This is a genomic window from Arthrobacter sp. ISL-5, from assembly GCF_018613835.1.
Taxonomy (GTDB): domain Bacteria; phylum Actinomycetota; class Actinomycetes; order Actinomycetales; family Micrococcaceae; genus Arthrobacter.
On the sequence record NZ_JAGGPM010000011.1, the window covers coordinates 37,526 to 59,953 of the forward strand.

General features: G+C 65.0%; 16 protein-coding genes. 11 read left to right on the top strand and 5 right to left on the bottom strand.

Going from position 1 to position 22,428, the window contains the following annotated elements; all coding sequences use genetic code 11:
• Positions 1–6: 6 nt before the first annotated feature.
• Entirely contained in the window at positions 7–1,620 is a 1,614-nt protein-coding gene (locus J7I89_RS05720; protein ID WP_214968156.1) for an ABC transporter substrate-binding protein, read from the bottom strand.
• Between the two features lie 277 nt (positions 1,621–1,897).
• Here J7I89_RS05720 and J7I89_RS05725 point away from each other — a divergent pair, with 277 nt between their 5' ends.
• Entirely contained in the window at positions 1,898–3,481 is a 1,584-nt protein-coding gene (locus J7I89_RS05725; protein WP_214968158.1) for an amidohydrolase, read from the top strand.
• A gap of 26 nt (positions 3,482–3,507) precedes the next feature.
• Here J7I89_RS05725 and J7I89_RS05730 read toward each other — a convergent pair whose 3' ends face one another.
• Positions 3,508–4,857 carry an MFS transporter gene (locus tag J7I89_RS05730; RefSeq protein ID WP_214968160.1) on the bottom strand — a complete coding sequence of 450 codons (1,350 nt, stop codon included), beginning with the start codon at positions 4,855–4,857 and terminating at the stop codon, positions 3,508–3,510.
• Positions 4,858–4,999: 142 nt separating this feature from the next.
• Here J7I89_RS05730 and J7I89_RS05735 point away from each other — a divergent pair, with 142 nt between their 5' ends.
• The 4 genes from J7I89_RS05735 to J7I89_RS05750 all read left to right on the top strand — a co-directional run bounded on the left by J7I89_RS05735 (position 5,000) and on the right by J7I89_RS05750 (position 10,905).
• On the top strand, positions 5,000–5,926 hold the full coding sequence (locus J7I89_RS05735) for a LysR family transcriptional regulator (RefSeq protein ID WP_214968162.1): 927 nt from the start codon (positions 5,000–5,002) through the stop codon (positions 5,924–5,926).
• Between the two features lie 101 nt (positions 5,927–6,027).
• Entirely contained in the window at positions 6,028–7,710 is a 1,683-nt protein-coding gene (locus J7I89_RS05740; RefSeq protein ID WP_214968163.1) for an amidohydrolase, read from the top strand.
• Between the two features lie 142 nt (positions 7,711–7,852).
• Positions 7,853–9,502, top strand: a complete 1,650-nt coding sequence (locus J7I89_RS05745) for a thiamine pyrophosphate-dependent enzyme (protein WP_214968165.1) — start codon at positions 7,853–7,855, stop codon at positions 9,500–9,502.
• 29 nt (positions 9,503–9,531) lie between these two features.
• Positions 9,532–10,905, top strand: coding sequence for an NAD-dependent succinate-semialdehyde dehydrogenase (locus J7I89_RS05750; protein WP_214968167.1), 1,374 nt, complete (start codon positions 9,532–9,534; stop codon positions 10,903–10,905).
• Between the two features lie 407 nt (positions 10,906–11,312).
• Here the strand turns inward: J7I89_RS05750 and J7I89_RS05755 are convergent, their stop codons facing one another.
• The 3 genes from J7I89_RS05755 to J7I89_RS05765 all read right to left on the bottom strand — a co-directional run bounded on the left by J7I89_RS05755 (position 11,313) and on the right by J7I89_RS05765 (position 15,991).
• Positions 11,313–12,590: a PLP-dependent aminotransferase family protein gene (locus J7I89_RS05755; protein ID WP_251044979.1), complete on the bottom strand. Its 1,278-nt coding sequence runs from the start codon at positions 12,588–12,590 to the stop codon at positions 11,313–11,315.
• A gap of 2,236 nt (positions 12,591–14,826) precedes the next feature.
• Positions 14,827–15,306 carry a 6,7-dimethyl-8-ribityllumazine synthase gene (locus J7I89_RS05760; RefSeq protein ID WP_214968169.1) on the bottom strand — a complete coding sequence of 160 codons (480 nt, stop codon included), beginning with the start codon at positions 15,304–15,306 and terminating at the stop codon, positions 14,827–14,829.
• Between the two features lie 190 nt (positions 15,307–15,496).
• Positions 15,497–15,991 (bottom strand): ribose-5-phosphate isomerase, encoded by a 495-nt coding sequence (locus J7I89_RS05765; RefSeq protein WP_214968170.1) that lies wholly within the window; start codon positions 15,989–15,991, stop codon positions 15,497–15,499.
• A 167-nt stretch (positions 15,992–16,158) separates the two neighbouring features.
• Here J7I89_RS05765 and J7I89_RS05770 point away from each other — a divergent pair, with 167 nt between their 5' ends.
• From J7I89_RS05770 to J7I89_RS05795, 6 genes are all read left to right on the top strand, one after another.
• Positions 16,159–17,037, top strand: a complete 879-nt coding sequence (locus J7I89_RS05770) for a transketolase (RefSeq protein ID WP_214968172.1) — start codon at positions 16,159–16,161, stop codon at positions 17,035–17,037.
• On the top strand, positions 17,034–18,002 hold the full coding sequence (locus tag J7I89_RS05775) for a transketolase family protein (protein ID WP_214968174.1): 969 nt from the start codon (positions 17,034–17,036) through the stop codon (positions 18,000–18,002). Before J7I89_RS05770 ends, J7I89_RS05775 begins: the two co-directional genes overlap by 4 nt.
• Positions 17,995–19,548 (top strand): glycerol kinase, encoded by a 1,554-nt coding sequence (locus J7I89_RS05780; RefSeq protein WP_214968175.1) that lies wholly within the window; start codon positions 17,995–17,997, stop codon positions 19,546–19,548. Before J7I89_RS05775 ends, J7I89_RS05780 begins: the two co-directional genes overlap by 8 nt.
• A 3-nt stretch (positions 19,549–19,551) precedes the next feature.
• On the top strand, positions 19,552–20,361 hold the full coding sequence (locus J7I89_RS05785) for an SDR family NAD(P)-dependent oxidoreductase (RefSeq protein ID WP_214968177.1): 810 nt from the start codon (positions 19,552–19,554) through the stop codon (positions 20,359–20,361).
• 93 nt (positions 20,362–20,454) lie between these two features.
• Positions 20,455–21,405, top strand: a complete 951-nt coding sequence (locus J7I89_RS05790) for an ABC transporter permease (protein ID WP_214968178.1) — start codon at positions 20,455–20,457, stop codon at positions 21,403–21,405.
• 56 nt (positions 21,406–21,461) lie between these two features.
• Entirely contained in the window at positions 21,462–22,418 is a 957-nt protein-coding gene (locus J7I89_RS05795; RefSeq protein ID WP_214968180.1) for a sugar ABC transporter substrate-binding protein, read from the top strand.
• Positions 22,419–22,428 lie beyond the last annotated feature (10 nt).

A 22,428-nucleotide genomic window follows, 5' to 3' on the forward strand; every position in this document is an offset into this window, starting at 1 on the left:
TCCGGGCTACTTCGTGATCCGCATGGTGCTCTCGTCCGGCTGGCCATTCATGGTGTGCATGGCGAAGCCGGAGCGGATGGTCACCTGGGAGGGCAGGCTGGTCAGCGGGATCACATGGGCCTCGCTGATCATGAGCTTCTGGGCTTCCTGGTAGGTCCCGCAACGCTCGGTGTCATCTGTTTGGGTCATGGCCTTGGACACGAGGTCCAGGACGGGCTGGTTCTCCAGGCCGCCCCAGTTGAGGCCGCCCTTTTCCACCGGGGTTCCGATGACTGTGGAGAGCGCCCCGTACATGGTGCCGCCGGCGTTGATGCCGCCCATCACGGTGATGTCCCAGGTGTCCAGCTTCTGGGTCAGGTCAGTGCTCCAGGTGGCCAGGTCTACGTTGCGCAGTTCAATGTCGGCACCGGCGGACCGGAGTGCCTCGGCGACGTAGGTGTTGGCGGCGCCGTTGGGGCCGAAGACCTGTGCACCCACCATGCGGATCTTGACGCCGGCCAGGGTGGCTTTCGCCGCTGCGGGGTCTGACTTGACGAGCAGTCCGGTGTCCTTGTTGGAGCACGGCACACCCGGGTGTGCGAAGGAGGCGTAGAGCTCGCCGAGGCCGCCGGAGGCTGCCTGGTTGAAGGCAGTGGCGTCCAGGGCCTGGGCAACGGCCTTGCGCAGCGCAAGGTCGGTGAAGGGGTGGCCGGGGCGTTCGTTGAACATCATGTACAGGCTGCCCTGCGGAATCACCTGGGTGCTGAAGTCCTTGTTGCCATCGAAGCGGGTGGCGTCCTTGCCACGGATGGTGGCAAGGTCCTTGGTGCCGGTGAGGAGTTCGTTGGACACGGCGCTGGCGTTGGCGTTGACGCTGGCCTCGATGGTCCTGGCCGGGGTACCCGCGATCTCGGTCTGGTATTCGGGCCAGGCCCTGTAGTCGTCGCGGAGCGTGAACGTGTAGGCCACGCCGTGCTGCTTTTTGGTCAGGGTGTAGGGACCGGAGAACGCACCGGGGATGTCACCTGCGGTCAGCGCCTTGGGGTCTTTGAGGCCGGCTGGGCAGACGATCCCGGTGGCGTGCAGGGACAGTCCTTGGAGGAGGTCTGTCCATGGCTGGGCAAGCTTGACGGTGACGGTGCCGGCGGCGTCATCGGCCGTGACGGTGGCGGGCCCTTCGCCCAGGACGAGCGGGCGGAAGCTGGATTTGCTGTCCGGGGAAGCGAACACTTTGAGCGATTCCGCCACCACGCCTGCGGTGATGGGCGTGCCGTCAGCGCAGGTTGCCCCGCTGCGGATGGTGAACGTGCCTTGGGTGGGGGTGATGTCCCATTTGGTGGCGAGGTCCGGCACGATCTTGTTGTTCTCGTCGCGGCGCACCAGCGTGGAGAAGAGGAGGCGGTTGACGCCGTAGTCGTCGGCGTTGCGGACCTCTACAGGAGCAAAGCTGGTGGGGTCGGCGTTGACCACGGTCCGGATGGTGTCGATGGAAGCCTGCCCGGCTGTGGAACCCGTGGTGGCGGTGCCGGTGGTGCAGCCGGTGGCGGCGACGGCGATGGCCACGGCGGCGGCGGCCAATGGAGCGAGCCTGCGGCCGCGCCGGACCGCAGCGCCTGCGGTGGGCGGGAAAGTCTGAATCACGAGGGGTCCTTAGATTGGTCCGATGCGAGCGCAGGAGCCGCGGCGTGAAGCGGCGGCGGACACCTGCAGAATCGAGTATGTGACCCGCATCTCAGAACGTCTAAGACTCATTATTTAGAGATGCCATGCCGGCAGGGCATGAACTGCGGAGTTCCGCGGCCACAGCGGGACTGGGCCTTCGATGCAGGCGGGAGCAGCGCCAAGGGCGCCGGTATGTGACTCGTTTGTTGCGGACCCGGTGGCGGGTATGCGCCCGCGGAACCCTTACCCTGTTCCGGTGACCCCCACCCTCTTTGCCAATGCGATCTTCCATACCCTCAACCCGGCCCAGCCCCGCGCCGACGCCCTGCTGGTGGCGGACGGCGTCATCCTGGCAGCCGGCCCGGCGGCCGAACTGCGTGCCCACGCACCCGCGCGAACCAACACCGTGGACCTCGGCAACGCCGTCGTGATTCCGGGTCTGACCGACGCCCACATCCACACCGCCAGCCTGGCCAGGTCCATGCACGAAGTGGATCTGCGGGGCGCGGGCAGCCTGCCCGAAGCGCTGGCCGGCGTCGGCGCCGTTCTGCCGCGCTACCGGGCAGGCGAGTGGATCCTGGGCGGCTGGTGGGATTTCAACACATGGCAGGTTCCGGTGCAGCCGGACAGGACCAGCCTGGACGCGGTCTGCCCGCGCAATCCTGTGGCCCTCACCAGCGCGGACGGCCACACGGTCTGGGCCAACTCGCAGGCATTGCAGCTGCTGGGCATTACGCGGGACACACCCCATCCGGCGGGCGGGGAAATAGTCCGCGACGCGGGCGGTGAGGCCACCGGGATCCTGCGGGAAAGCGCCGTCGACCCGGTGCGGAAACTGGCGGCGTCGGGGGTCTCCGGAAACCTTCCGGAGCAGCTGCGTGAGGCGCAGCGGTACCTGCTGTCCCTTGGCATCACCGGCGTCCACGATATCGACGGCGCTGACGCCCTGGCCGCCTACCGGACCCTGCTCGAGGAGGAAGAGCTGACCCTGCGCGTCCACAAGCTGCTGGCCCAGGACGACCTTGAGGCCTCCATAGCAGCCGGCATCCGGACCGGCCAGGGTGACAGCTGGATCCGGCACGGCGCCGTGAAGATCTTTGCCGACGGCGCGGCGGGATCACACACGTGCCACATGAGCCAGCCTTTTCCGGGCGGCACCGGCCACGGGGTGGAGGTCACGGCCTATCCTGAGCTGCTGGCGCTGGCCGGGCGCGTGGCGGAGGCTGGCATCGCCGTCGCGGTCCATGCCATAGGCGACCGCGCCAACACCCTGGTTCTGGACGCCCTGGCCGCGATTCGGGACACCACCGCGCTGAACGGCCTGCGGCACCGGATCGAGCACGTGCAGTTCCTGCAGCCCGCCGAGGTACCGCGGCTGGCCGAACTGGGTGTGGTGGCGTCCATGCAGCCGCAGCACTGCCCCAGCGACCTGCCCATTCTGGGCATGGTTGAGGGCCGGGGCCTGGCGTCCTACGCCTGGCGGAGCCTGCTGGACGCCGGGGCCACCGTGGCCTTCGGCTCGGACTCCCCCGTGGAGGTCCCCAACCCGTTCCACGGTCTGCACGCCGCCATCACGCGGACCACCGCCGCCGGGGAGCCCGACGGCGGCTGGGAACCGCAGGAGCGGATCTCGCTGGCCGAGGCACTGCATGCGTACTGCGTGGCCCCGGCGTTTGCCTCCGGCGAGGAGTCGCTCAAGGGCACGCTGGCCCCCGGCATGCTCGCCGACTTCGTTGTCCTGGACACCGACATTTTCACTGCAGACCCCGCCGGGATCAGGGACACTCAGGTCCACATGACCGTCACAGGCGGGGCTGTTCGGCACCGGCGGGATGCCTGATCCAGGCGTACACGAGTGCGTCTGGGCTAGGCGGCCCGCACCTTGGAGGTGGCGATGGCACCGCCCAGGGAGATCAGGCCGATGACCACCAGGAGCGAGGCCGGTCCCCACGACGCGTTGCCGGAGAAGGTGAGGAAGACGGTGGCCAGGGCCGGCATGAACCCGGCGACGACCGCTGACAGGTTGGCGGACAGCCCCATGCCCGTGTACTTGACCTGTGCCGGGAAGAGCCGGTCGATCAGTGCGCCGATGATGGCGTAGGTGATGGCGCAGGGGCCGAAGGCCAGCACCATGGCCAGGATGATCAGTCCCGGATCCCTGCTGTCCACGAGCCAGAAGATGGGGAAGGCCAGGGCGATAAAGACCGAGTAGCCAATGATGCCCACCCGTGCCGCGCCGAAGCGGTCGGCAAGGCGGCCGGCGAGCACGGTCATGACCATCTGGGCCACGGCGCCGATGGTCATGGCCGTGAGGATCACGGTGGACGGCAGTCCCAGGACCCGGGTGACGTAGCTGATCATGAACGTGGTGAGGATGAAGAAGCCGGCGTTGCCCACCAGGTACGTGCACACGCCGATGGCCAGCTTCGCCTTGTACTGGCGGAACAGTTCGACCACCGGTGCCTTTGTGGTTCCGTCACTGGCTTTGAGTTCCTGGAACTCCGGCGTCTCCTCCACGTTCCAGCGGAGCCAGAGCGCTACGGCCACCAGGACAATCGAGGCAATGAACGGAAGCCGCCAGCCCCAGGCCATGAAGTCGTCCTTGGGCAGCAGGGCCACCAGGGTGATGGCTCCGGTGGAGAGCAGGGTGCCCACCGGTGATCCCAGCTGGACCAGCGCCGCGTACAGTCCGCGGCGTTTCGCCGGGGCGTACTCGATGGCCATCAGGGTGGCGCCGCCCCACTCGCCGCCTGTGGCAACGCCCTGGACCGCACGCAGGAGAGTCAGCAGAACGGGGGCGACGACGCCGGCCGTTTCGTAGGTGGGCAGCAGGCCCATGAGTGTGGAGGCGGCTCCCATGATCATCACAGTGGCCACCAGGGCGCCGCGCCGGCCGTACTTGTCACCGACGTGCCCGAAGATCAGAGCACCGACGGGGCGGGCGATGAACGCTGCGCTGAAGCTCAGGAACGCGGAGACGGTGGAGGCCACGGGATCGCTGCCGGGGAAGAACAGCGGCGCAAAGACGATCGCTGCGGTGGTTCCGAAAAGGAAGAAGTCGTACCACTCCAGCGCGGTGCCGATGAAGGCGGCGGCCACTACCTTGCCGGGGCTGGACGGGGCCGCTGCGGGGACGGGCGGCGCGGGGGTGGGCGGCGCGGGGGTGGGCGGCGCTGCAGGCGGTGTGTTCGCTGCTCGGGATGGGAGACGTGTCATGGGAGATCCTCAAATGGCGGTGCAATGTTGATGGGCTGCGAGAGCGCGGACGGCTCTGTCCCATGAAACGTACTGTGAGGCGCTGCATACCCGCCAATACTTCTTCTTGCGTTGAGGTATACCCAAAGAGCATGCTGTTGCCATGAACCTTCGCCGCCTGCAGTACTTCCTTGCCGTCGTGGACGCGGGCACCGTGACCGCCGCCGCCGAACGGATCCACATCGCACAGCCCGCGCTCAGCCGGCAGATAAAGACCTTGGAAAACGAGCTCAAGCTACGCCTCTTCGAGGCCCAGGGCAACAAGCTGGCCCTGACGCCCGCCGGACGGGCGTTCATCCCGGCCGCCCGACGTCTCATGGTGGAAACCCAGGGCCTGGAAGCTGCCGCGGACGCCCTGCGCACCGGACGCGTGACCACCCTGGTGGCAGCGGCCACGGCGGCCTCGGTCCGCGGGTTCCTGGCGCCGTACATCGCCACCACTGGGCCCGAGGATCCGCTCATCATTACGCAGGAGACCAGCCACTTTGCAATTGCCGAAGCGCTGCTGCACGGCTGCGATTTCGCCGTCTCCCCCGCCGCGCCGGAGCCGGGACTGACCACCATGCCGCTGGGCAGCATCCCGTTGACCGCCTACGTGCCTGCGGACCATAAGTGGGCCCGCGACGGCGTCACCGAACTTCCGCTCTCCGCCCTGTCCGGCCAGCATGCCATCCTGTCCTCCCACCAGAGCGTCAGCCGCTACATCCTGGACGACGCCCTCAACCAGGCCCATCTAAGCTTCCGCCAGGTCTCCGAATGCGACGACGGGCAGACCATCATGGCGCTGGCAGCGGCCGGGCACGGGATCGGCGTCACCACTGACCTGCCTGCCTACGGCACCCACCCCATCAGGATCCTGGCGGGCACAGAGGCCAGGCCGGGGCCCGCGTTGCGCCTTCCGCTGCATACCGCCTGGATCCCGGGCCATTTCGCCGAGGACACCATCCTGGCAGTGGCCCGCCGGATCCGAGCTTTCCTCAACCAGCAGGGCGCAGTTATCAATGACGCCAAGGTCACTGACCATGCCTGATGAGCATGAATAAGCAACCAAATAAACATTAGACAGCATGAGGCCTGCTTCCGATACTTGATGGATCGCAATAACGCATCCACACACATCGGGAGAACTGCATGCTCTTGGACGCGCTCTACACCAACGGATCGTTCTACACCCAACACCGCCGGCGTCCGCATGCCCACAGCGTGGGCGTCCACAACGGGCGCATCGTCAGTCTCGACAGCGACCTGCCCGCCTCGCTCTTCCGCGACGTCTTCGACTTGGGGGGCGCCGCCGTCGTTCCCGGCTTCAATGATGCGCACTGCCACCTGAGCTATGTGGGGCAGGCATTGGTGCAAGCGGATCTCCGTCCCGCGGCGTGTCCCGGCATGGAGGAACTGCTGGCCGCGGTGGAGCGCGCCTGCCTGGCCGCTCCGGAAGGTGTCTGGGTGCAGGGGGCCGGATACGACCAGAATCATCTCGGCAACCAGCACCCGACGGCGGAGCAGCTGGATGCCGTCAGCCACGGCCACCCGGTGTGGCTGATGCACAACTCCCGGCACATGGGGGTTGCCAGCACGGCCGCTTTCGAACGGGCAGGCTATCCCGGCCGCCGCAATGTCACCGCGCCCGACGGCGGCGCCGCACCTGCGGACGCGGAAGGCAAGGCACTCGGCCTGCTCCAGGAAACGGCCCGGGCACTGGTCATGGACGCCATCCCCGCGCCGGGGGTGGCCGACGTGGCCGGCATGGTGGGTGCAGGCAGTGCCGCCCTCCTCGAACTCGGCGTCACCAGCATTACCGAACCCGGTTTGGGGGCGCCGCAGCACATCGGTCACAGCCTGTCCGACATTGCCGGTTACCAGGCCGCGCGCGATGGCGGAACGCTGGGCGTGCGCGCCACGGTGATGCCGTACCTGACCACACTTCACGGGCTCGGGGACGGGGACGTGGACGCCGCTAACGGTGCGGGCCCCGTTGCGCGATTGGGCCTGGACTTGGGCATGCGTTCCGGTTTCGGCGACGAATGGCTACGGCTGGGGCCGGCCAAGATCCTGTCCGATGGTTCGCTGATCGGCCGCAGCGCGTTCATGTGCTGCGACTACCAGCACGCGGCCGGCGAGCCGGCAGGCAACCGCGGGCTCCTGCAATTCCCGGCCCAGGAGCTGCGCCGCCGCGTCATCGGAGCACACCGCGCGGGCTGGCAGGTGGCAACGCACGCCATCGGCGATGCCGCACTGGATGTGGTACTGGACATCTTCGAGGAAGCCCAGCAGCTCTACCCGCGCCCGGATGCCCGCCACCGGGTGGAACACGTCAACGTGGCCGGCGATGACCAGATCAAACGGCTGGCATCCCTGGGCCTGATCCCCGTACCGCAGGGCCGCTTCATCAGCGAACTCGGTGACGGCGCGGCCCGGGCGCTGGGGCCGGAGCGGACGCGCCTCGCCTACCGGGTGAAGTCCCTGCTCGACGCCGGCATAGAAATCCCGGCCAGCTCGGATGCGCCGGTGGTGTCAGGGGACCCTCTGCTGAACATCCACGATCTGGTGAACCGCCGCACGTCCTCTGGGGCTGACTTCGTTCCGGAGGAACGCATCAGCGTGGCCCAGGCCGTGCGCGCCTACACCGTGGGCAGTGCACACGCCGTGCACGAGGACCACTACAAGGGGTCGTTGGCGCCGGGCATGCTGGCCGACTTCGTGGCACTGAGCGAGGACATCTACCGCGTTCCGGCGGCATCCATCGGGGCGGTCCGCGTCACCGCGACAGTGGTGGGCGGCGAACTGGTCCACGGCACACTTCATGCCTCTTAGTTATCGAATTCCAGCTTTTTATGTATTAGACAGCATGATCTTGGCTGTCAATACTTGAGGAAACCCCTTGGCGCCGGCACCGCAGCGGGCCGCCACAAAATGCCAGGTTCCGGGTCATCCCCCTGTTGAGGAGCACACTATTTTGGAAAAGAAGACCCACGCCGGCCAGGCGATTGTTGATTCACTGGCCCTGCACGGCGTCAGCCGTGTATTCGCCGTCCCGGGAGAAAGCTACCTGGCCGTTCTCGATGGACTCCACGGAGCCGACATCGAAACGGTTGTATGCCGCCAGGAAGGCGGTGCCGCCTATATGGCCGAAGCCCACGGCAAGTTCACCGGCGAGCCCGGCGTGGCCATGGTGACCCGCGGACCCGGAGCCGCCAATGCGTTCGTCGCGATCCACGCCGCCTGGCAGGACGCCACCCCGATGGTCCTGTTCGTGGGCCTGATCCCTGTCGCGGACCGCGAGCGCGAGTCCTTCCAGGAATTCGACCCCAAAGCGTGGTTCGGCACCCAGGCCAAGCGCGTCCTTGTCCTTGACGAAGCCTCCCGGGCCTCTGAGGTGGTTGCCGAAGCATTCTTCGCCGCCAAGTCAGGGCGCCCCGGTCCCGTGATCGTGGGCCTGCCGGAAGACGTCATCACCCACGAGTTCACCGGTGGCCTGCACGCGCCCATGGCCGTGGCCGAAGGGGCAGTGTCCGCGGCTGAGCTGGACTTGGTCCGCACCGCGCTGGGAGGCGCAGAGAAGCCCGCCCTCTTTGTGGGCGGCCAGCGCTGGACGCCGGAGGCAGCAGCAGCAATCACCACCTTCGCCGAGGTCAACGGTATCCCGGTCATCCAGGACTGGCGCGCCTCGGACCGTATCCCATTCAATTCCGATGTGTTCGTCGGCGCCCTGGGCTACGGCCGCACCGCGGAGACCGCCCAGATTTTCGCCGAGGCTGATGTGCTGCTGGCCATCGGCGCGGTGCCCACCGACGTACCGACCGACGGCTACACCGTGCGGCAGTCACTGGACGCCACGAACATCGTGGTCAACATCGACAGTTCCCTGCGGGGACGCTCCGGCGCCGTGACGGCCCACATCCTGGCCAGCCCGCTGGCCTTCGCCGCGGCCGTCAAGGACCTGCGGCTTGGCAAGGCCGCCGAGTGGGACTCCTGGCGTGCCGCCGGCCGGTCCGCGCAGGCTGCGTTCAGCGAACTCCCGGACGTGTCAGCCCTGCCGGCAACCCGTGAAGGCACCGGCCACATGAGCGCCGTGGTGTCCGAACTGGTCCGGCGCCTGCCGCAGGACGCCGTATACAGCTTCGGCGCAGGCAACCACTGCGCCTGGGCACAGCGGTACCTGCCCACGAACGTGTTCCCGTCGCAACTGAGCATGCGCAACGGTTCCATGGGCTACAGCGTGCCGGCGGCAGTGGCCGCGTCACTGCAAAGCCCGGAGCGCCTGGCCGTGGCCATCGCCGGCGACGGGGAATTCCTGATGAACGGCCAGGAGTTCGCCACGGCAGTGCAGTACGGCGCCGCGATGCTCATCATCGTGATGGACAACGGCCAGTACGGCACCATCCGGGACCACCAGGAACACCATTTCCCGGGCCGCGTCAGCGGCACCCAGCTGGCCAACCCCGACTTCGCGGCCTACGCCCGCGCCTTCGGCGGCCACGGCGAAACGGTGACCAGCGACGACCAGGCCGCGATCGCCGTCGAACGTTCCCTGAAAGCTGTCCAGGACCAGCGCATCCCGGCCATCATCCACGTCATCACCGACCCTGCGATCGCCCTCCCCTAACCGATCCAACCCGACTGAAGGAGCACATCATGAGCCTCTATGCCGTCACCAACCCGGCCACCGGGGAGACCGTCAAGGCCTACCCCACCGCCACCGATGAGCAGATCCACGCCGCAGTAACCACCGCCAACGCCGCCTTCAAGGCATGGAACCGCACGGCGCTAGCGGACCGGGTGAAGCTGCTGGGCCGCGTGGCCGAGCTGTACACCGAGCGCCGCGACGAGCTTGCCGCGATCATTACCCGCGAGATGGGCAAACCCGTCTTCCAGGCGCAGATCGAGGTGGACATCGTGGCGTCCATCTACCGGTACTACGCCGAAAACGGCCCGACCTTCCTCGAGGACGAGGAGCTGGAGGTCGCGGCCGGCGGCACGGCGATTGTCCGCAAGGACGGCCTGGGCGTGCTGCTGGGGATCATGCCGTGGAACTTCCCGTACTACCAGGTGGCCCGGTTCGCCGCGCCCAACCTGATGAACGGCAACACCATCCTGCTCAAGCACGCCCCGCAATGCCCGGAATCCACGCTGGCCATGGAGCAGATCTTCCGCGACGCCGGCGCACCCGAAGGCGCCTATGCCAACGTCTTCGCCACAAACGGGCAGGTGGCGGACATCATCGCCGACCCCCGTGTGCAGGGTGTCTCGCTGACGGGTTCGGAGCGCGCAGGTTCCGCCGTGGCGGAGATCGCCGGCCGGAACCTCAAGAAGGTGGTGCTCGAACTCGGCGGCTCGGACCCGTTCCTGGTGCTGGACTCCGCGGACCTGGACCAGGCGGCCACGCACGCCCTGTTCGGCCGCTTTGGCAACACCGGCCAGGCCTGCAATGCGGCCAAGCGGATCATCGTGGCGGACGCGGTGTACGAGCAGTTCGTGGAGAAGTTCGTGGGTGCCGTGACCTCCGTGAAGGTGGGTGACCCCACAGAGGCGGACACGTTCATGGGGCCGCTGGCCTCCGCCGCCGCATTGGACGGGCTGGCGGAGCAGGTGGACGACGCCGTCGCCAAGGGCGCCACGGTGCTCACCGGCGGTGGGCGGCTGGAGCAGCCGGGATCCTGGTTCCAGCCGACGGTCCTGGCGGGCGTCACCGAGGACATGCGCGCCTTCTCTGAGGAGCTGTTCGGCCCGGTGGCGGTGCTGTACCGGGTGTCCTCCGAGGACGAGGCAGTGGAGCTGGCCAACAATTCCGCCTACGGGCTGGGCGCCGTGATCCAGTCCACCGACCCGGCCAAGGCCGCGGAGATCGCAGACCGCCTGGATGCCGGCATGGTGTACATCAACGAAGCCCCCGGCACCGCGGCCGAGCTGCCTTTCGGCGGCATCAAGCGCTCCGGCGTGGGCCGCGAACTGGGCAGGTACGGCATGGACGAGTTCGTGAACCGGAAGCTAATCCGTACCGCGAAGTAGGCGGCGGGAATCCCCGATGAAGAAACGGCAGAACCACCACGCACGGCCCCAGACACCCACCCCCACCCAGAAGGGGCCCCACATGACCGCCCTCCCCCCCCGACAAGTTCCGGTCCTATGACTTCAGCCACCTTTGCCTTGGTGATCTCATCGAGGCACGGCAGAACCACAAAGTTCACCACCGGGGCCACATCGAAGAAGCCCACCCGGAATTGGGAGTGTTCTGGATTCAGGACACCATCACCGGCACCCGACGGCTGATCGATTTCGATTCATTCGAAATCTTCTTCGGACGTCATACGGAAGCCGCCCCGGCCGCTGTGTAATCCGATCTGAAATACCCACATATACGTGAGGCGCCCCCAGACAGCTCTGGGGGCGCCTCACGTTGTTGCTTCGCAGTGCGACTAATCCGAGGTTGCTGCTCCCGCAAGGGCGGCACTGAATACCTCGCCGAGGATGGCGGCGCCCTTGCGGATGTCGTCCAGGGACGGCAGGCAGAAGGACATCCGCAGTTCGCTGTGGCCGCTGCCGTTCGTGTAGAAGGCGGTTCCTGGGACGTACACCACGCCGCGTTCGATGCAGTCGTAGACGAGTGCTTCGGTGTCGATCCCGGCCGGGGCCTCCACCCAAAGGTAGAAGCCGCCGGTGGGCCGGTTCCAGGTGGTGCCGGCGGGCATGACCTTCGCGAGTGTTTCCACCAGGGCGGTGAACTTCTCCCGGTAGATCGCCCGGTATTCGGCCAGCTTGTCTTCCCAGGCGGGGTCATCGAGGTAGGCGCTGATGAGCTGCTGCGAGTACACCGAGGGGTTGAGCTGTGAGGTTTCGCTGGCATTGAGCAGGTGGCCGTAGAGGGACACCGGCGGCAGGACCCAGCCTACACGGAGCCCGGGCGCAATCATCTTGGAGAACGAGCCGAAGTAGAGGGTGATGTCCTCGAAGTCGGGCTGGATGGCAGGCATCGTTTCCCCGTCGAAGCCCAGGAGCCCATAGGGGTTGTCCTCGAAGATCAGCAGGTCGTTGCTGCGGCACAGCTCGCCGACCTGCAGGCGGCGTTCGGCGGAGAGGTTCACGCCGCCGGGGTTCTGGAAGTTGGGGATGGTGTAGAGGCCCCTGGCGGTCTTGCCGGCGGCACGGACTTCGCGGATGAGCCGTTCGAGTTCCGCCGGGATCAGGCCGTCGGCGTCCATAGGGACGTGGACAATGTCGGCCTCGTAACTGGTGAACACGGCCATGCCGCCGGCGTAGGACGGGGCCTCAGCGAAGATGACGTCGCCCGGGTTGACGAGGACGCGGGCGGCTATGTCCAGGGCCTGCTGGCTACCGGAGGTCACGATGACCCGGTCCGGACCGGCCGTGATGCCCTCGAGTTTCATGAGTTCGGAAATGTGGGCGCGGAGCTCAGGAATGCCGTCGCTGGAGCCGTACTGGAAGGAGCGTTCGCCGCTGTCAAGCAGGATCCGCTGGGCGTCTGCAGCGATCCGGTCGAACGGTAGGGCACCGAGGTAGGGCGCGCCGTTGGCGAAGGAGATCATGCCGGGCCGCTGGGCGGCCCTGAAGACTTTGCGGACTTCCGAGGGCCGTGCGGCGAGGGTGCGCTGCGCGAGGTGCTGCTGCCGGGCGGGGACGCTTATGTCACCGGACGGGTTGGCAAATCCTGGGGAAGTTTCCACTGAAACGGACATGGTATACCTTTCGGTCGCGAGTATCCTTCCAGTGTCGCGCCGGCCCGCCGATGCTGTCTAAGACCAAAGTCCGCGGATGGGCATACCGGGACGGCATAAGGTTCCTCGCCCCTGCGGCAGCCAAACTGGAGCAAACCGGTCCCCTGCGGGCTTCCTCGTTGTGCCAGAGCCGAGGGAGAGCCCCCGGGCCGGGACGCTTTAACAGGATTGTTATCCGAATCGACACGATCCTCACGTCATGCCGCACCACCAATTCCCAATCACGAATGACCAGAAGCGTCCTCGCTGTTTGTCATTCTGATCCCCATCATCGCTGGGCGGATCCTCCACGCAACCAGGGCGCTATGCGCCGCTCACGATCCAAAGTTTCGTTCGGCGCTCCCCCGTCGCTTATTTCCTCTCGAAACTTTGAATCGCTCCCGGTTCCCCAAGTTGCACTCCGGACCCTCAACCCAGCGGTGACTCCGCTATCAGAACGACGCCCAAATCTGACAGACACATCCGGTGCCAGCAACGGCCGGCTACCTCGTCCACGACGCCAGTACCGCCAGCGTGCTCGTCGCCGTGTTCAGCGGAATGACCGTCGGTGACGGGCCCGTCTCTGAGAGGTGCGGCAGCCGCCTCGTCTACCGCAAGTCTGCGCGGGACGCCTATCTTAGCGGGAACGGCACTGACCCTATTCACGGGAGGAAAATGATAGACGCGCGTCCAACTATGGACAGGTCTTACGGATCAAGCCAACCAGGACCGCCCCCGGAAGAAGAGTCCGGATCCCACACACCTCGACTCTGTCGACGGATCGGACCCTACAGCCGCAGATACCCCAAAAGACGTTCCCGCTGAACCCGGGAACGTCCTAGGACACCGAGGGCCCGCGGGCGCAAGGTCATGTTGCCTGCAACAGAGACCTGCATGAAGTGGTACCGGGAGAACCAGCAGGAAGGGACGAAAACGCAGGTCGAAAAGCCGCCCGTGGACAGTGTGTGGACAATGTCCACACCCCCTTTGGCCGGACAAACACGCGATAAGCGCACTCTGTGTGGCTCGCAGAAAGCAGTCCCGCGGAAGGTCCTCAAAGAAAAGTCGGCTTCGTCATGTCGTCACCACAACTCCCGGCCATGAATGAGTGACGGCCAACAACTGGCCACCGGAACAGCCAGAAAGGACGGCACATAACCCTAGATTCCAGCAGGCGGAGGGCCCAGCGGCCAGGACCCTGACACCGCCCCACACACAACCGAACAGGCCACCGCGGCACCAGCCACAATCCGCCGCCAGCGTCAGAGGGACCCGCGGAGGGTCAATGTCCACACATTAAAGCAAAAACTCCTCTGATGAGGGGTCATGCTGTGCCCAAGGTGGGACTCGAACTGCATTCCAGCCCGCGCAAACACTGGGAAGTCCTGAAAACATCCCCAATCCGGCCCAGTCCGGCCCCAGTACGACCCGATCCGAAGCCCAGTGTGTGGACGCTGTCCACACTGCCTTTTTGCCCAGCGATTGAGCATCGATCTACCGGGCACCTCACAATCGATGAGCGTCATATCGGCTTGTTCCTCCGTTGCCGGACACCGCGCAACCAGTGGTTTTGCAACCGCCGCGGTCGAAAGCTTGGCGCGGAGCCCTCTGCCTGTTCCTCACGGCCTTCGTGGTCCAGGACCGGTCACCGGCGTTGCTCTCTGGCTCAGCCCCAAGAACGACGAAACGTCCGATATCGGCGTTCAGGAACCAGCCGAGAGCGAACCGAAAATAGACGTCTGGAGGCTCGGCAGGAACATTCTGCCGCGACAGGATTCCACCACGGAAATGGCGACGGAACGCAACCTGCGGCTCACGACTTAGGAAGCCTGTTAGCGACTGCTGACAGGCTTCCTAGGAGCGGAAACATCCCAAGGCAAGCATAGGCACGACTGGATCGATGGCCGATAGCCCACGTTAAGCAAGCTGTGCCGAGAAGGGCAGATCTGTAGTGTGGCTGACGCCCCTCTGGCCGGCCCCCACCAGGGGTCTGGGCCCGCTTTCGCGTAACAACCCGTCAGACGTCCCGCTTAACGAGTTGCCGCGTGCTCCGAGCTCAGAGCCTGTTGCCGGAACCAGTCGTCATTTCGACATGGGCAGAGGAACAACTGGACGTGTTGGGGCGCCGGCCGGGTCGGCGACGGTCGATCTCGTAGCCTGCAGTGACGCCGCCAAGCAGGACTAGAGTTCCAGCCAGCTCATTCAGGTCTCGTTGGATCTACAGGGCCGCCAATGATGCGAGAGTTGAGGCGAGAGCGTCTGCCAGCTCCTTCCCCTTGGTCACGAAATGCTGGGAAAACTGGTTGCGATGCTCTTCGTGCTCGTGAAAATGGTGAGGAGTTAGGACACCGGAGAATACTGGTACATCCGTTTCCAACTGCACTCTCATGAGGGCGTCCACGACGCTTTGTGCGACAAATTCGTGGCGATAAATACCTCCGTCAACCACCAGAGCAGAGGTGGCGACACCGTCGTATCGGCCTGACGCTGCGAGCCGTCGGACGAGCAGCGGAATTTCGAAGGCCCCGGGCACTTGGTGGACATCCACGTTGACGATGCCGAGTTCCTTGAGTCGCGTCTGAAAGCTGTCCACCGCACGATCAACGATGTCGGCATGCCATCGGGCACTGACGATCGCTACCCGGAAGGAGGAAGTGGCGAGAGGTGACAAGGTAAGTTCCTTTCTTTGGGAGGTCATTAGAGGATTCTTTCACGCTGATACTGACCTTGGCAGGTATGTGTCCAAGGTGCGGGGCCGGGGCGCATGCACAGTGGTGATTTGTTCCCGTCTTGCATTGTGGAACCTGGCGGCCCGAGTGCCGCGCCACCATGGACCGCAGTTTTCGGTGTAGGTCACTCCCTTGGTAGGAGTTACCCGATGGTAAGAGTTACCCGACGACTTCGCCGGTGGCCTCGTAGGTGGCGATCTTGCCGATGCGGCGGATGTGGCGTTCGTCGTTGCTGAAGGGTTCCTGCAGGAAGGCCTCGATCAGGTCAGTTGCTTCTTCCATGCTGTGTTGGCGTCCGCCGACGGCCACAACATTGGCGTCGTTGTGCTGCCGGGCCAGTGTGGCGGTGGAGTGGTTCCACGCAAGGGCGGCGCGAACGCCCCGGACCTTGTTGGCGGCGATTTGCTCGCCATTCCCGGACCCGCCCAAGACGATGCCCAGGGCGTGGACCCCTGCTTCTTGATCCGCTGCCACTGCCACGGCCGCGTTGATGCAGAACGATGGGTAGTCGTCCAAGGCGTCGTATTCCTTGGGTCCGTGGTCCACCACTTCGTAGCCCTTCGCGGACAGGTGGCTGACCAAGTGGGCGCTCAGTTCCATGCCGGCGTGGTCGGTGGCTATGTGGACCCGCGGAAATGCAGGAGATTCGGTCACTGTAACTTCCTTTGCTTTTCATGAAGAGCCGGGATCAAGCAGGTAGGGGCTCCCCCAGGCTCGTGAGATGCGCCGCAGTCAACCCCTTCCCGAAGGAGTGTGTTGACAGAGAAATGTGGCATGGGTAACATTGTTGCACATACAGTCACTACTGAATGGATATGCAAATGTTAACTGCAGACGCTTCCCAGGCCGCAGCCTGGCGATCCCTCCGCCAGGAAGTTCTGGACGGTGATCCCGCCACCCGCGCCGCAAAGCTGCACGAGCGCGCCCAGGCCACGCGCCGCTCCATCCTGAAAATGATTTCTGATGCCGGCCAGGGCCACATTGGCGGGGACTTCTCCGTCACGGACATCCTGACGGTGCTCTTTGATGCGGTGATGGATGTCGATCCGGAGGATCCCCGCAAGGAAGACCGCGATCACTTCATCCTCAGCAAGGGCCACTGCGCGGGCGCCCTGTACTCGACTCTGGCCCACACCGGTTTCTTCCCCGTCTCGGAACTGGACACGTTCATGGCGCCCTTGTCCGCACTGAACGGGCACCCGAACAGAGTGAAAGTTCCCGGAGTCGAAACCAACACCGGACCTCTGGGTCACGGTCTCCCGGTTGCGGTCGGTACCGCAATCGGCGCCAAACTACTGAAGAGCGGTTCGCGGGTCTTCGTTGTCACAGGCGACGGTGAAATGCAGGAGGGCAGCAACTGGGAAGCACTGATGTCGGCATCCCACCAGAAGCTGGACAACCTGACCGTCATCGTTGACCGCAACCGTCTCCAGCAGGGCGCGAGGACCGAAGAGACGAACGGGCTGGATCCGCTCGATGCCCGTCTTGCCGCTTTCGGCATGGAAGTGCGGGTCGTTGACGGCCACAACTACAACGACCTCATCGAGGCCATGAGTCCCTCCACCACAGGCTCCCCCGTGGCTGTCATCGCCAATACCATCAAGGGCAAAGGCGTCTCGTTCATCGAGGACCGAGTCGAATGGCACCACAAAGTACCGTCCAAAGAACAAACCCTTCAGGCTTTTCAGGAGCTGTCATGACGACAACCACAGTGCTGACCGATGCACCCACGTTCGACAACCGCCAGGATTTTGCCGACGAGCTGATCGCGCTGGCCCGCACCAACGACAAAGTCGTCGCGGTGTGCAACGACTCGGTCGGTTCCAGCAACCTGACCAAATTCCGGGATGAGTTCCCGGACCGTCTGATCAACGTTGGCATCGCCGAGCAGAACATGGTTGGCGTCGGTGCCGGGCTGGCCAACGCAGGCCTCATTCCGTTCGTCTGCGCGGCCGGACCCTTCCTGACCGGCCGCTCGCTGGAGCAGATCAAGGCGGACGTAGCGTACAGCCAGCACAACGTCATTCTGTGTGGCATGAGCCCGGGCATGGCCTACGGCGAGCTTGGCCCGACCCATCACTCAGTTGAGGACTTCTCCTGGTTGCGTGCGCTGCCGGGCCTGGACATTGTCGTTCCCGCCGACGGAGCACAGACCCGCGCCGCGGTCCGCAATGCAGTGGCCGATCCGCGGCCCACTTACATCAGGGTTGGCCGGTTCAAGGTCCCGCACGTGTCCGAGGACAACGTCGGGCTCGAACGAGGAAAGTTCGTCGTCGCACGGGAAGGAAGCGACCTGACCATCATCGCCACCGGAACCGAAGTGTCCAGGGCCCTGTGGGCAGCCGCATCGCTCGCCGCCGAGGGAGTCTCAGCCCGCGTCCTCAACGCCGCCTACCTGAGCCCGCTCGATGAAGATGCAATCAAGGACGCAGCCCGCCAGACCGGCGCCATCATCACGGCAGAGGAAGCCAACGTCGCCGGCGGCCTGGGCGCCGCAGTAGCAAGCGTCGTAGGCCAGCTGGAGGATGGAGCCCGCGTTCCGATGCGCATCCTGGGCCTGAAGCACTTCGCACCCACCGGGAGCACCGCATTCCTGCTGGACCACTTCGGCCTTACCGCAGACCACATTTCGGCCGCAGCACGTGAGGTACTGCATCGTGACTAACCTGGCCCCTGCCGTTGCCGCGACCGCCGTAGTTGTCGCGGTGGACCAAGGCACGAGTGCTACGAAGGCCCTGGTCATGGACGGCTCTGGCGGGATCATCGCCCGGGCACAGGTCAGTCTCACGCAGCAGCACCCCCGGCCGGGTTGGGTCGAGCAGGATCCCATCGTCATACGCGACAGCGTCCTTAAAGCCGTCTCAGACAGCCTCAACGGCCTGGAAAACACGGTCTTGGGACTTGGCGTGAGCACCCAGCGCGAGTCAGCGATGATCTGGGACCGTGAGACCGGACAGCCCTTGGGTCCGGTTCTGGGATGGCAGGACCGCCGCACCGCCGAACAGGCCAAAAACCTGATCGGCGACGGTGCCGGCGACCTGGTCCGCCAGTCGACCGGCCTGCCGATCGACCCGATGTTCTCCGCCCTGAAAATCCAGTGGCTGCTCGATGCCGCGGACCCGGACCGCCGCCTCAGCAAGGCGGGCAAAATCGCAGCCGGAACCGTCGATTCCTGGCTACTGAGCTGCCTAACGGGTGAACACAGGATCGAGGCGGGGAACGCAAGCCGCACTCAGCTTTTGAACCTGGATTCAGTGGACTGGGACCAGCAACTGCTCGATCTCTTCAATGTCCCGGCTCAGGTCCTCCCGACGATCGTGGCGTCCAACGCGGCTAGCTCCCCCTTGCTTGGGGGGCGGGCCAAGGGTTCCCGGGTCCACGCTGTCATGGGTGACTCACACTCGGCGCTGTACGCACACGGCGTCCGGGGCCCGGGCACGGTCAAGGCCACCTACGGTACGGGCAGCTCCGTGATGGGTTTGCTTCCGGACGAGGTGCGGCCGGCTGACATGGGGGGCCTGGTCCGGACGCTGGCCTGGCACGACGGGACCCCCCGTTACGCCTTCGAAGGGAACATCCTTGCCACAGGCGCCACCGCAGTATGGCTGTCCCAGGTGCTCGACTGTGACGTCGCGCATCTGGACTCGCTGGCCCGGACTGTGGGGGACAGCGGCGGGGTCAACATCGTCCCGGCATTCGCAGGACTTGGTGCCCCGTGGTGGGACGAACGCGCAGAAGCGACTATCAGTGGAATCAACCTCGGAACGACCTCAGCCCACCTGGCCCGGGCCGCCTTCGAATCAATTGCCCTGCAGATCGAAGATGTGCTGCGGGCGGCCGAGCAGGCACTTTCGCCACGCATCAGCTCTGTGCTGGCCGATGGCGGACCGACATCCAACACCTGGCTGATGCAGCTGCAGTCTGATCTGAGCCAACGCACCGTGCTCCGCAGCACGGTCCCGGATCTTTCAGCACTGGGTGTGGCACACATGGCCGCGATCGAGACGGGACTGTTCAGCCGGGAGGCCGTTGAAAGCCTTCCCCGGAACAGGACCGAGATCCTTCCGGCAATGCCCGTCCAGGACGCGGACCGCAGAAGGTCAAGCTGGTCCCGTGCGGTGGCCAAGGCACGCTGGTCCCCTGAAGACACCACCCTTTTCCCCACACCGGGAACGATGCACGTCGCATTGGCCCCGGCAGTAACGGAGTGACTAATGAACACAATGATCGGATCTGAAATCTTTCAGGGCCATTTCAAGGGACGTCGCGCCCTGGTTACGGGCGGAGCCAGCGGCATCGGCTACGGCATTGGCCAGGCCTTCGCCGAGGCCGGCGCATCGGTACTCCTTGTTGACCGCAGCCCGCAGGTCAGCGAGGCGGCGGCAAATCTTCGGGCAGCCGGCTTTGACGTCGACCACGCAATAGCGGATGTCACAGACGAGGCCCAGGTCAAGGCGGCATTCGCCAAGACCGTCGAGCTGTGGGGCGGCCTGGACATCCTCGTCAACAACGCCGGGATCATCACGATCGCCAACCTCGAAGACCTCAGCCTGGACGAATTCAACAAAGTCCTCGCCGTCAACACCACGGCCGTTTTCCTTTGCTGCCGGGAAGCGGCACCCCTGCTGAAGGCCAGCGACCACGGTGTCATTCTCAACGCCTCCAGCGGTCAGGGCCGGCAGGGATTCATTTTCACTCCCCACTATGCAGCCAGCAAGTTCGGCGTCATCGGCCTCACCCAATCCCTCGCCAAGGAACTCGCACCGTCCGGGGTCCGCGTTAACAGCTACTGCCCCGGCATCGTCAAGACCGAAATGTGGGAATACAACGACCGGGAATGGGGCAGCCGCCTAGGTAACTACAAGCCGGGCGAGCTCATCCAGGAATGGATCGACGGCATACCGCTCAAGCGCCCCGCCGAAGCAACGGACGTGGCAAACCTGCTCCTCTTCCTAGCCTCGGACGCGGGCAGCTACATCACCGGACAGGCCATCAACATTGATGGCGGAATGTTCATGAACTAGGGCCAACCTCTACTGCCAACGGAGTCAATCATGAGTCAACAACTAGCCCACCGGCCCGGTGGAGCACCTCAAGAAACGGGCGCAAAGGCGCCAATGTTTTCACAACTCAGCGCACGTTTGTTTTCCGGCAGCGGCGGTGCCCTTCTGGGCCTCATCGCCCTGTTTATCATCCTTAGCTTCGCATCCCCATTCTTCCTCACCACGCGAAACATCATCAACATCCTGGACCAGGTGACCGTCCTCGGCATCCTGTCCGTCGGGGCGACCGCCGTCATCATCACCGGCGGCATCGACCTGTCAGTGGGTTCCATCCTCGGACTCTCCACCATGGTCCTTGGGTGGCTCTCGCATCAGGGGGGCTGGCCGATGTGGACCGCCATGCTGGCAGCCATCGCGGTCGGTGCGGTCGCCGGTTCAATCAACGGCCTCGGGATCACCTACGCCAACCTGCCACCGTTCATTGCGACCTTGGCAATGATGTCCATCGGGCGCGGAATGGCGAACCTGATCACCGACGGTCAGCAGATCGTTGGCTACCCGGAATGGTTCTTTAATTTCTCCTCCGAGAGGTACCTCGGTTTCTTCTCAGTCACGCTCCTGGTCGTTCTGGCCCTGTATCTGGTGGCCTGGGCGTGGCTGAAGTACCGGGCATCCGGACGCTCCATCTACGCCATCGGCGGCGGCACCGAAGTCGCCCGTCTGGCCGGTATCCACGTCAAGAAGGTCACCATCTGGGTCTACGTGGCAGCAGGTGCCCTGGCCGGCCTTGGCGGCATCGTTCTCGCCAGCCGTCTCGACTCCTCCCAGCCGAGCGCAGGAACCGGCTATGAACTCGATGTCATCGCCGCAGTCGTCATTGGCGGGGCCAGCCTGAGCGGCGGAGTCGGCCGCATCGGCGGGACCGTCATCGGCGTCCTGATCATCGGCGTGCTGCGCAACGGCCTGAACCTCCTGGGCGTCTCGCCGTTCATCCAACAGATCGTCATCGGCCTCGTCATCGCCGTCGCTGTGATGGCAGACGTGCTCCGGCGCAAGCGCGCCTAACGGACCGCAACCTCAAACCCATGCAGTACCAAACGTCATTATCAATGGAGATGAAAATGTTCAGAAAAATCGCAGTAACTGCTGTAGCCATAGCGGCCACCTTTTCACTGGCTGCCTGCGGCGGAAGCGCCGGCACGGGCGGAAGCGGCGGCGGTGAGAAGCAGAAGACCATCGGTCTGGCGGTAGCCAACCAGCAGGCCGACTTCTTCAACCAGATCCGCCAGTCCGTGGAAGCGGCCGCCAAGGAACAAAACGTCAAGGTCGTCGTCGCTGATGCGAAGGGTGACTCCAATACGCAGGTCTCGCAGATCCAGGACTTCATCACCCAGCAGGTTGACGCGATCATCTACATCCCCGCCGGAGCAACTGCGGCCACCGTCCCGGTCCGGGCAGCCAAGTCAGCACATATCCCCATCGTCGCTGTGGACCGCAACCCCGAAGGTGCGCCCGGTGACACCTTTATTGCCACCGATAGCGTGGCGGCTGCCAAGACGCTGGGTGAATGGGTCGGAAAGCAGGTCGGAGGTAAGGGACAGCTCGGTGTCATTCAGGGACAGATCGGAACGACCCCTGAAGTTGCACGCGACACCGGTTTCAAAGATGCCATGACGCAGTTCCCCGGCATCAAGGAAGTCGCCCGCCAGGCCTCCCAGCAGTGGGCGCAGGACGAGGGATACCAGCTCGCCACGGACATGCTTCAGGCGAATCCAAGCATCAACATCTTCTTCGGCCGTGCAGACGCACTGGCACTCGGAGCAGCGCAGGCCGTCCGCAGCGCCGGCGTCAAGGGTGTCACCATTGTCGGCTTCGACGGCGACAAAGCCGGCCTGGAAGCGGTGAAGAACGGGACCCTCGCCGCGACCATCACCCAGCCGACTCAAGGCATGGGCAAGCTCGCCCTGGAATCCGCGATCAAGCTGGCCAACGGCGAAAAGCTGCCGGCCGAGCAGCTTCAGGAAGGCGTTTTGACCACGAAGGAAAACGTCGCCCCGTTCATCACCACGCACCCCTGACCGTCCCACG

Excerpts from the sequence above, each read along its gene's own strand:
- J7I89_RS05785 (WP_214968177.1), top strand. The coding sequence starts at position 19,552 with ATGAACACAATGATCGGATCTGAAATCTTTCAGGGCCATTTCAAGGGA.
- J7I89_RS05755 (WP_251044979.1), bottom strand. The coding sequence starts at position 12,590 with ATGTCCGTTTCAGTGGAAACTTCCCCAGGATTTGCCAACCCGTCCGGT.
- J7I89_RS05730 (WP_214968160.1), bottom strand. The coding sequence starts at position 4,857 with ATGACACGTCTCCCATCCCGAGCAGCGAACACACCGCCTGCAGCGCCG.
- J7I89_RS05795 (WP_214968180.1), top strand. The coding sequence starts at position 21,462 with ATGTTCAGAAAAATCGCAGTAACTGCTGTAGCCATAGCGGCCACCTTT.
- J7I89_RS05735 (WP_214968162.1), top strand. The coding sequence starts at position 5,000 with ATGAACCTTCGCCGCCTGCAGTACTTCCTTGCCGTCGTGGACGCGGGC.
- J7I89_RS05770 (WP_214968172.1), top strand. The coding sequence starts at position 16,159 with ATGTTAACTGCAGACGCTTCCCAGGCCGCAGCCTGGCGATCCCTCCGC.
- J7I89_RS05775 (WP_214968174.1), top strand. The coding sequence starts at position 17,034 with ATGACGACAACCACAGTGCTGACCGATGCACCCACGTTCGACAACCGC.
- J7I89_RS05750 (WP_214968167.1), top strand. The coding sequence starts at position 9,532 with ATGAGCCTCTATGCCGTCACCAACCCGGCCACCGGGGAGACCGTCAAG.
- J7I89_RS05760 (WP_214968169.1), bottom strand. The coding sequence starts at position 15,306 with ATGACCTCCCAAAGAAAGGAACTTACCTTGTCACCTCTCGCCACTTCC.
- J7I89_RS05740 (WP_214968163.1), top strand. The coding sequence starts at position 6,028 with ATGCTCTTGGACGCGCTCTACACCAACGGATCGTTCTACACCCAACAC.
- J7I89_RS05790 (WP_214968178.1), top strand. The coding sequence starts at position 20,455 with ATGTTTTCACAACTCAGCGCACGTTTGTTTTCCGGCAGCGGCGGTGCC.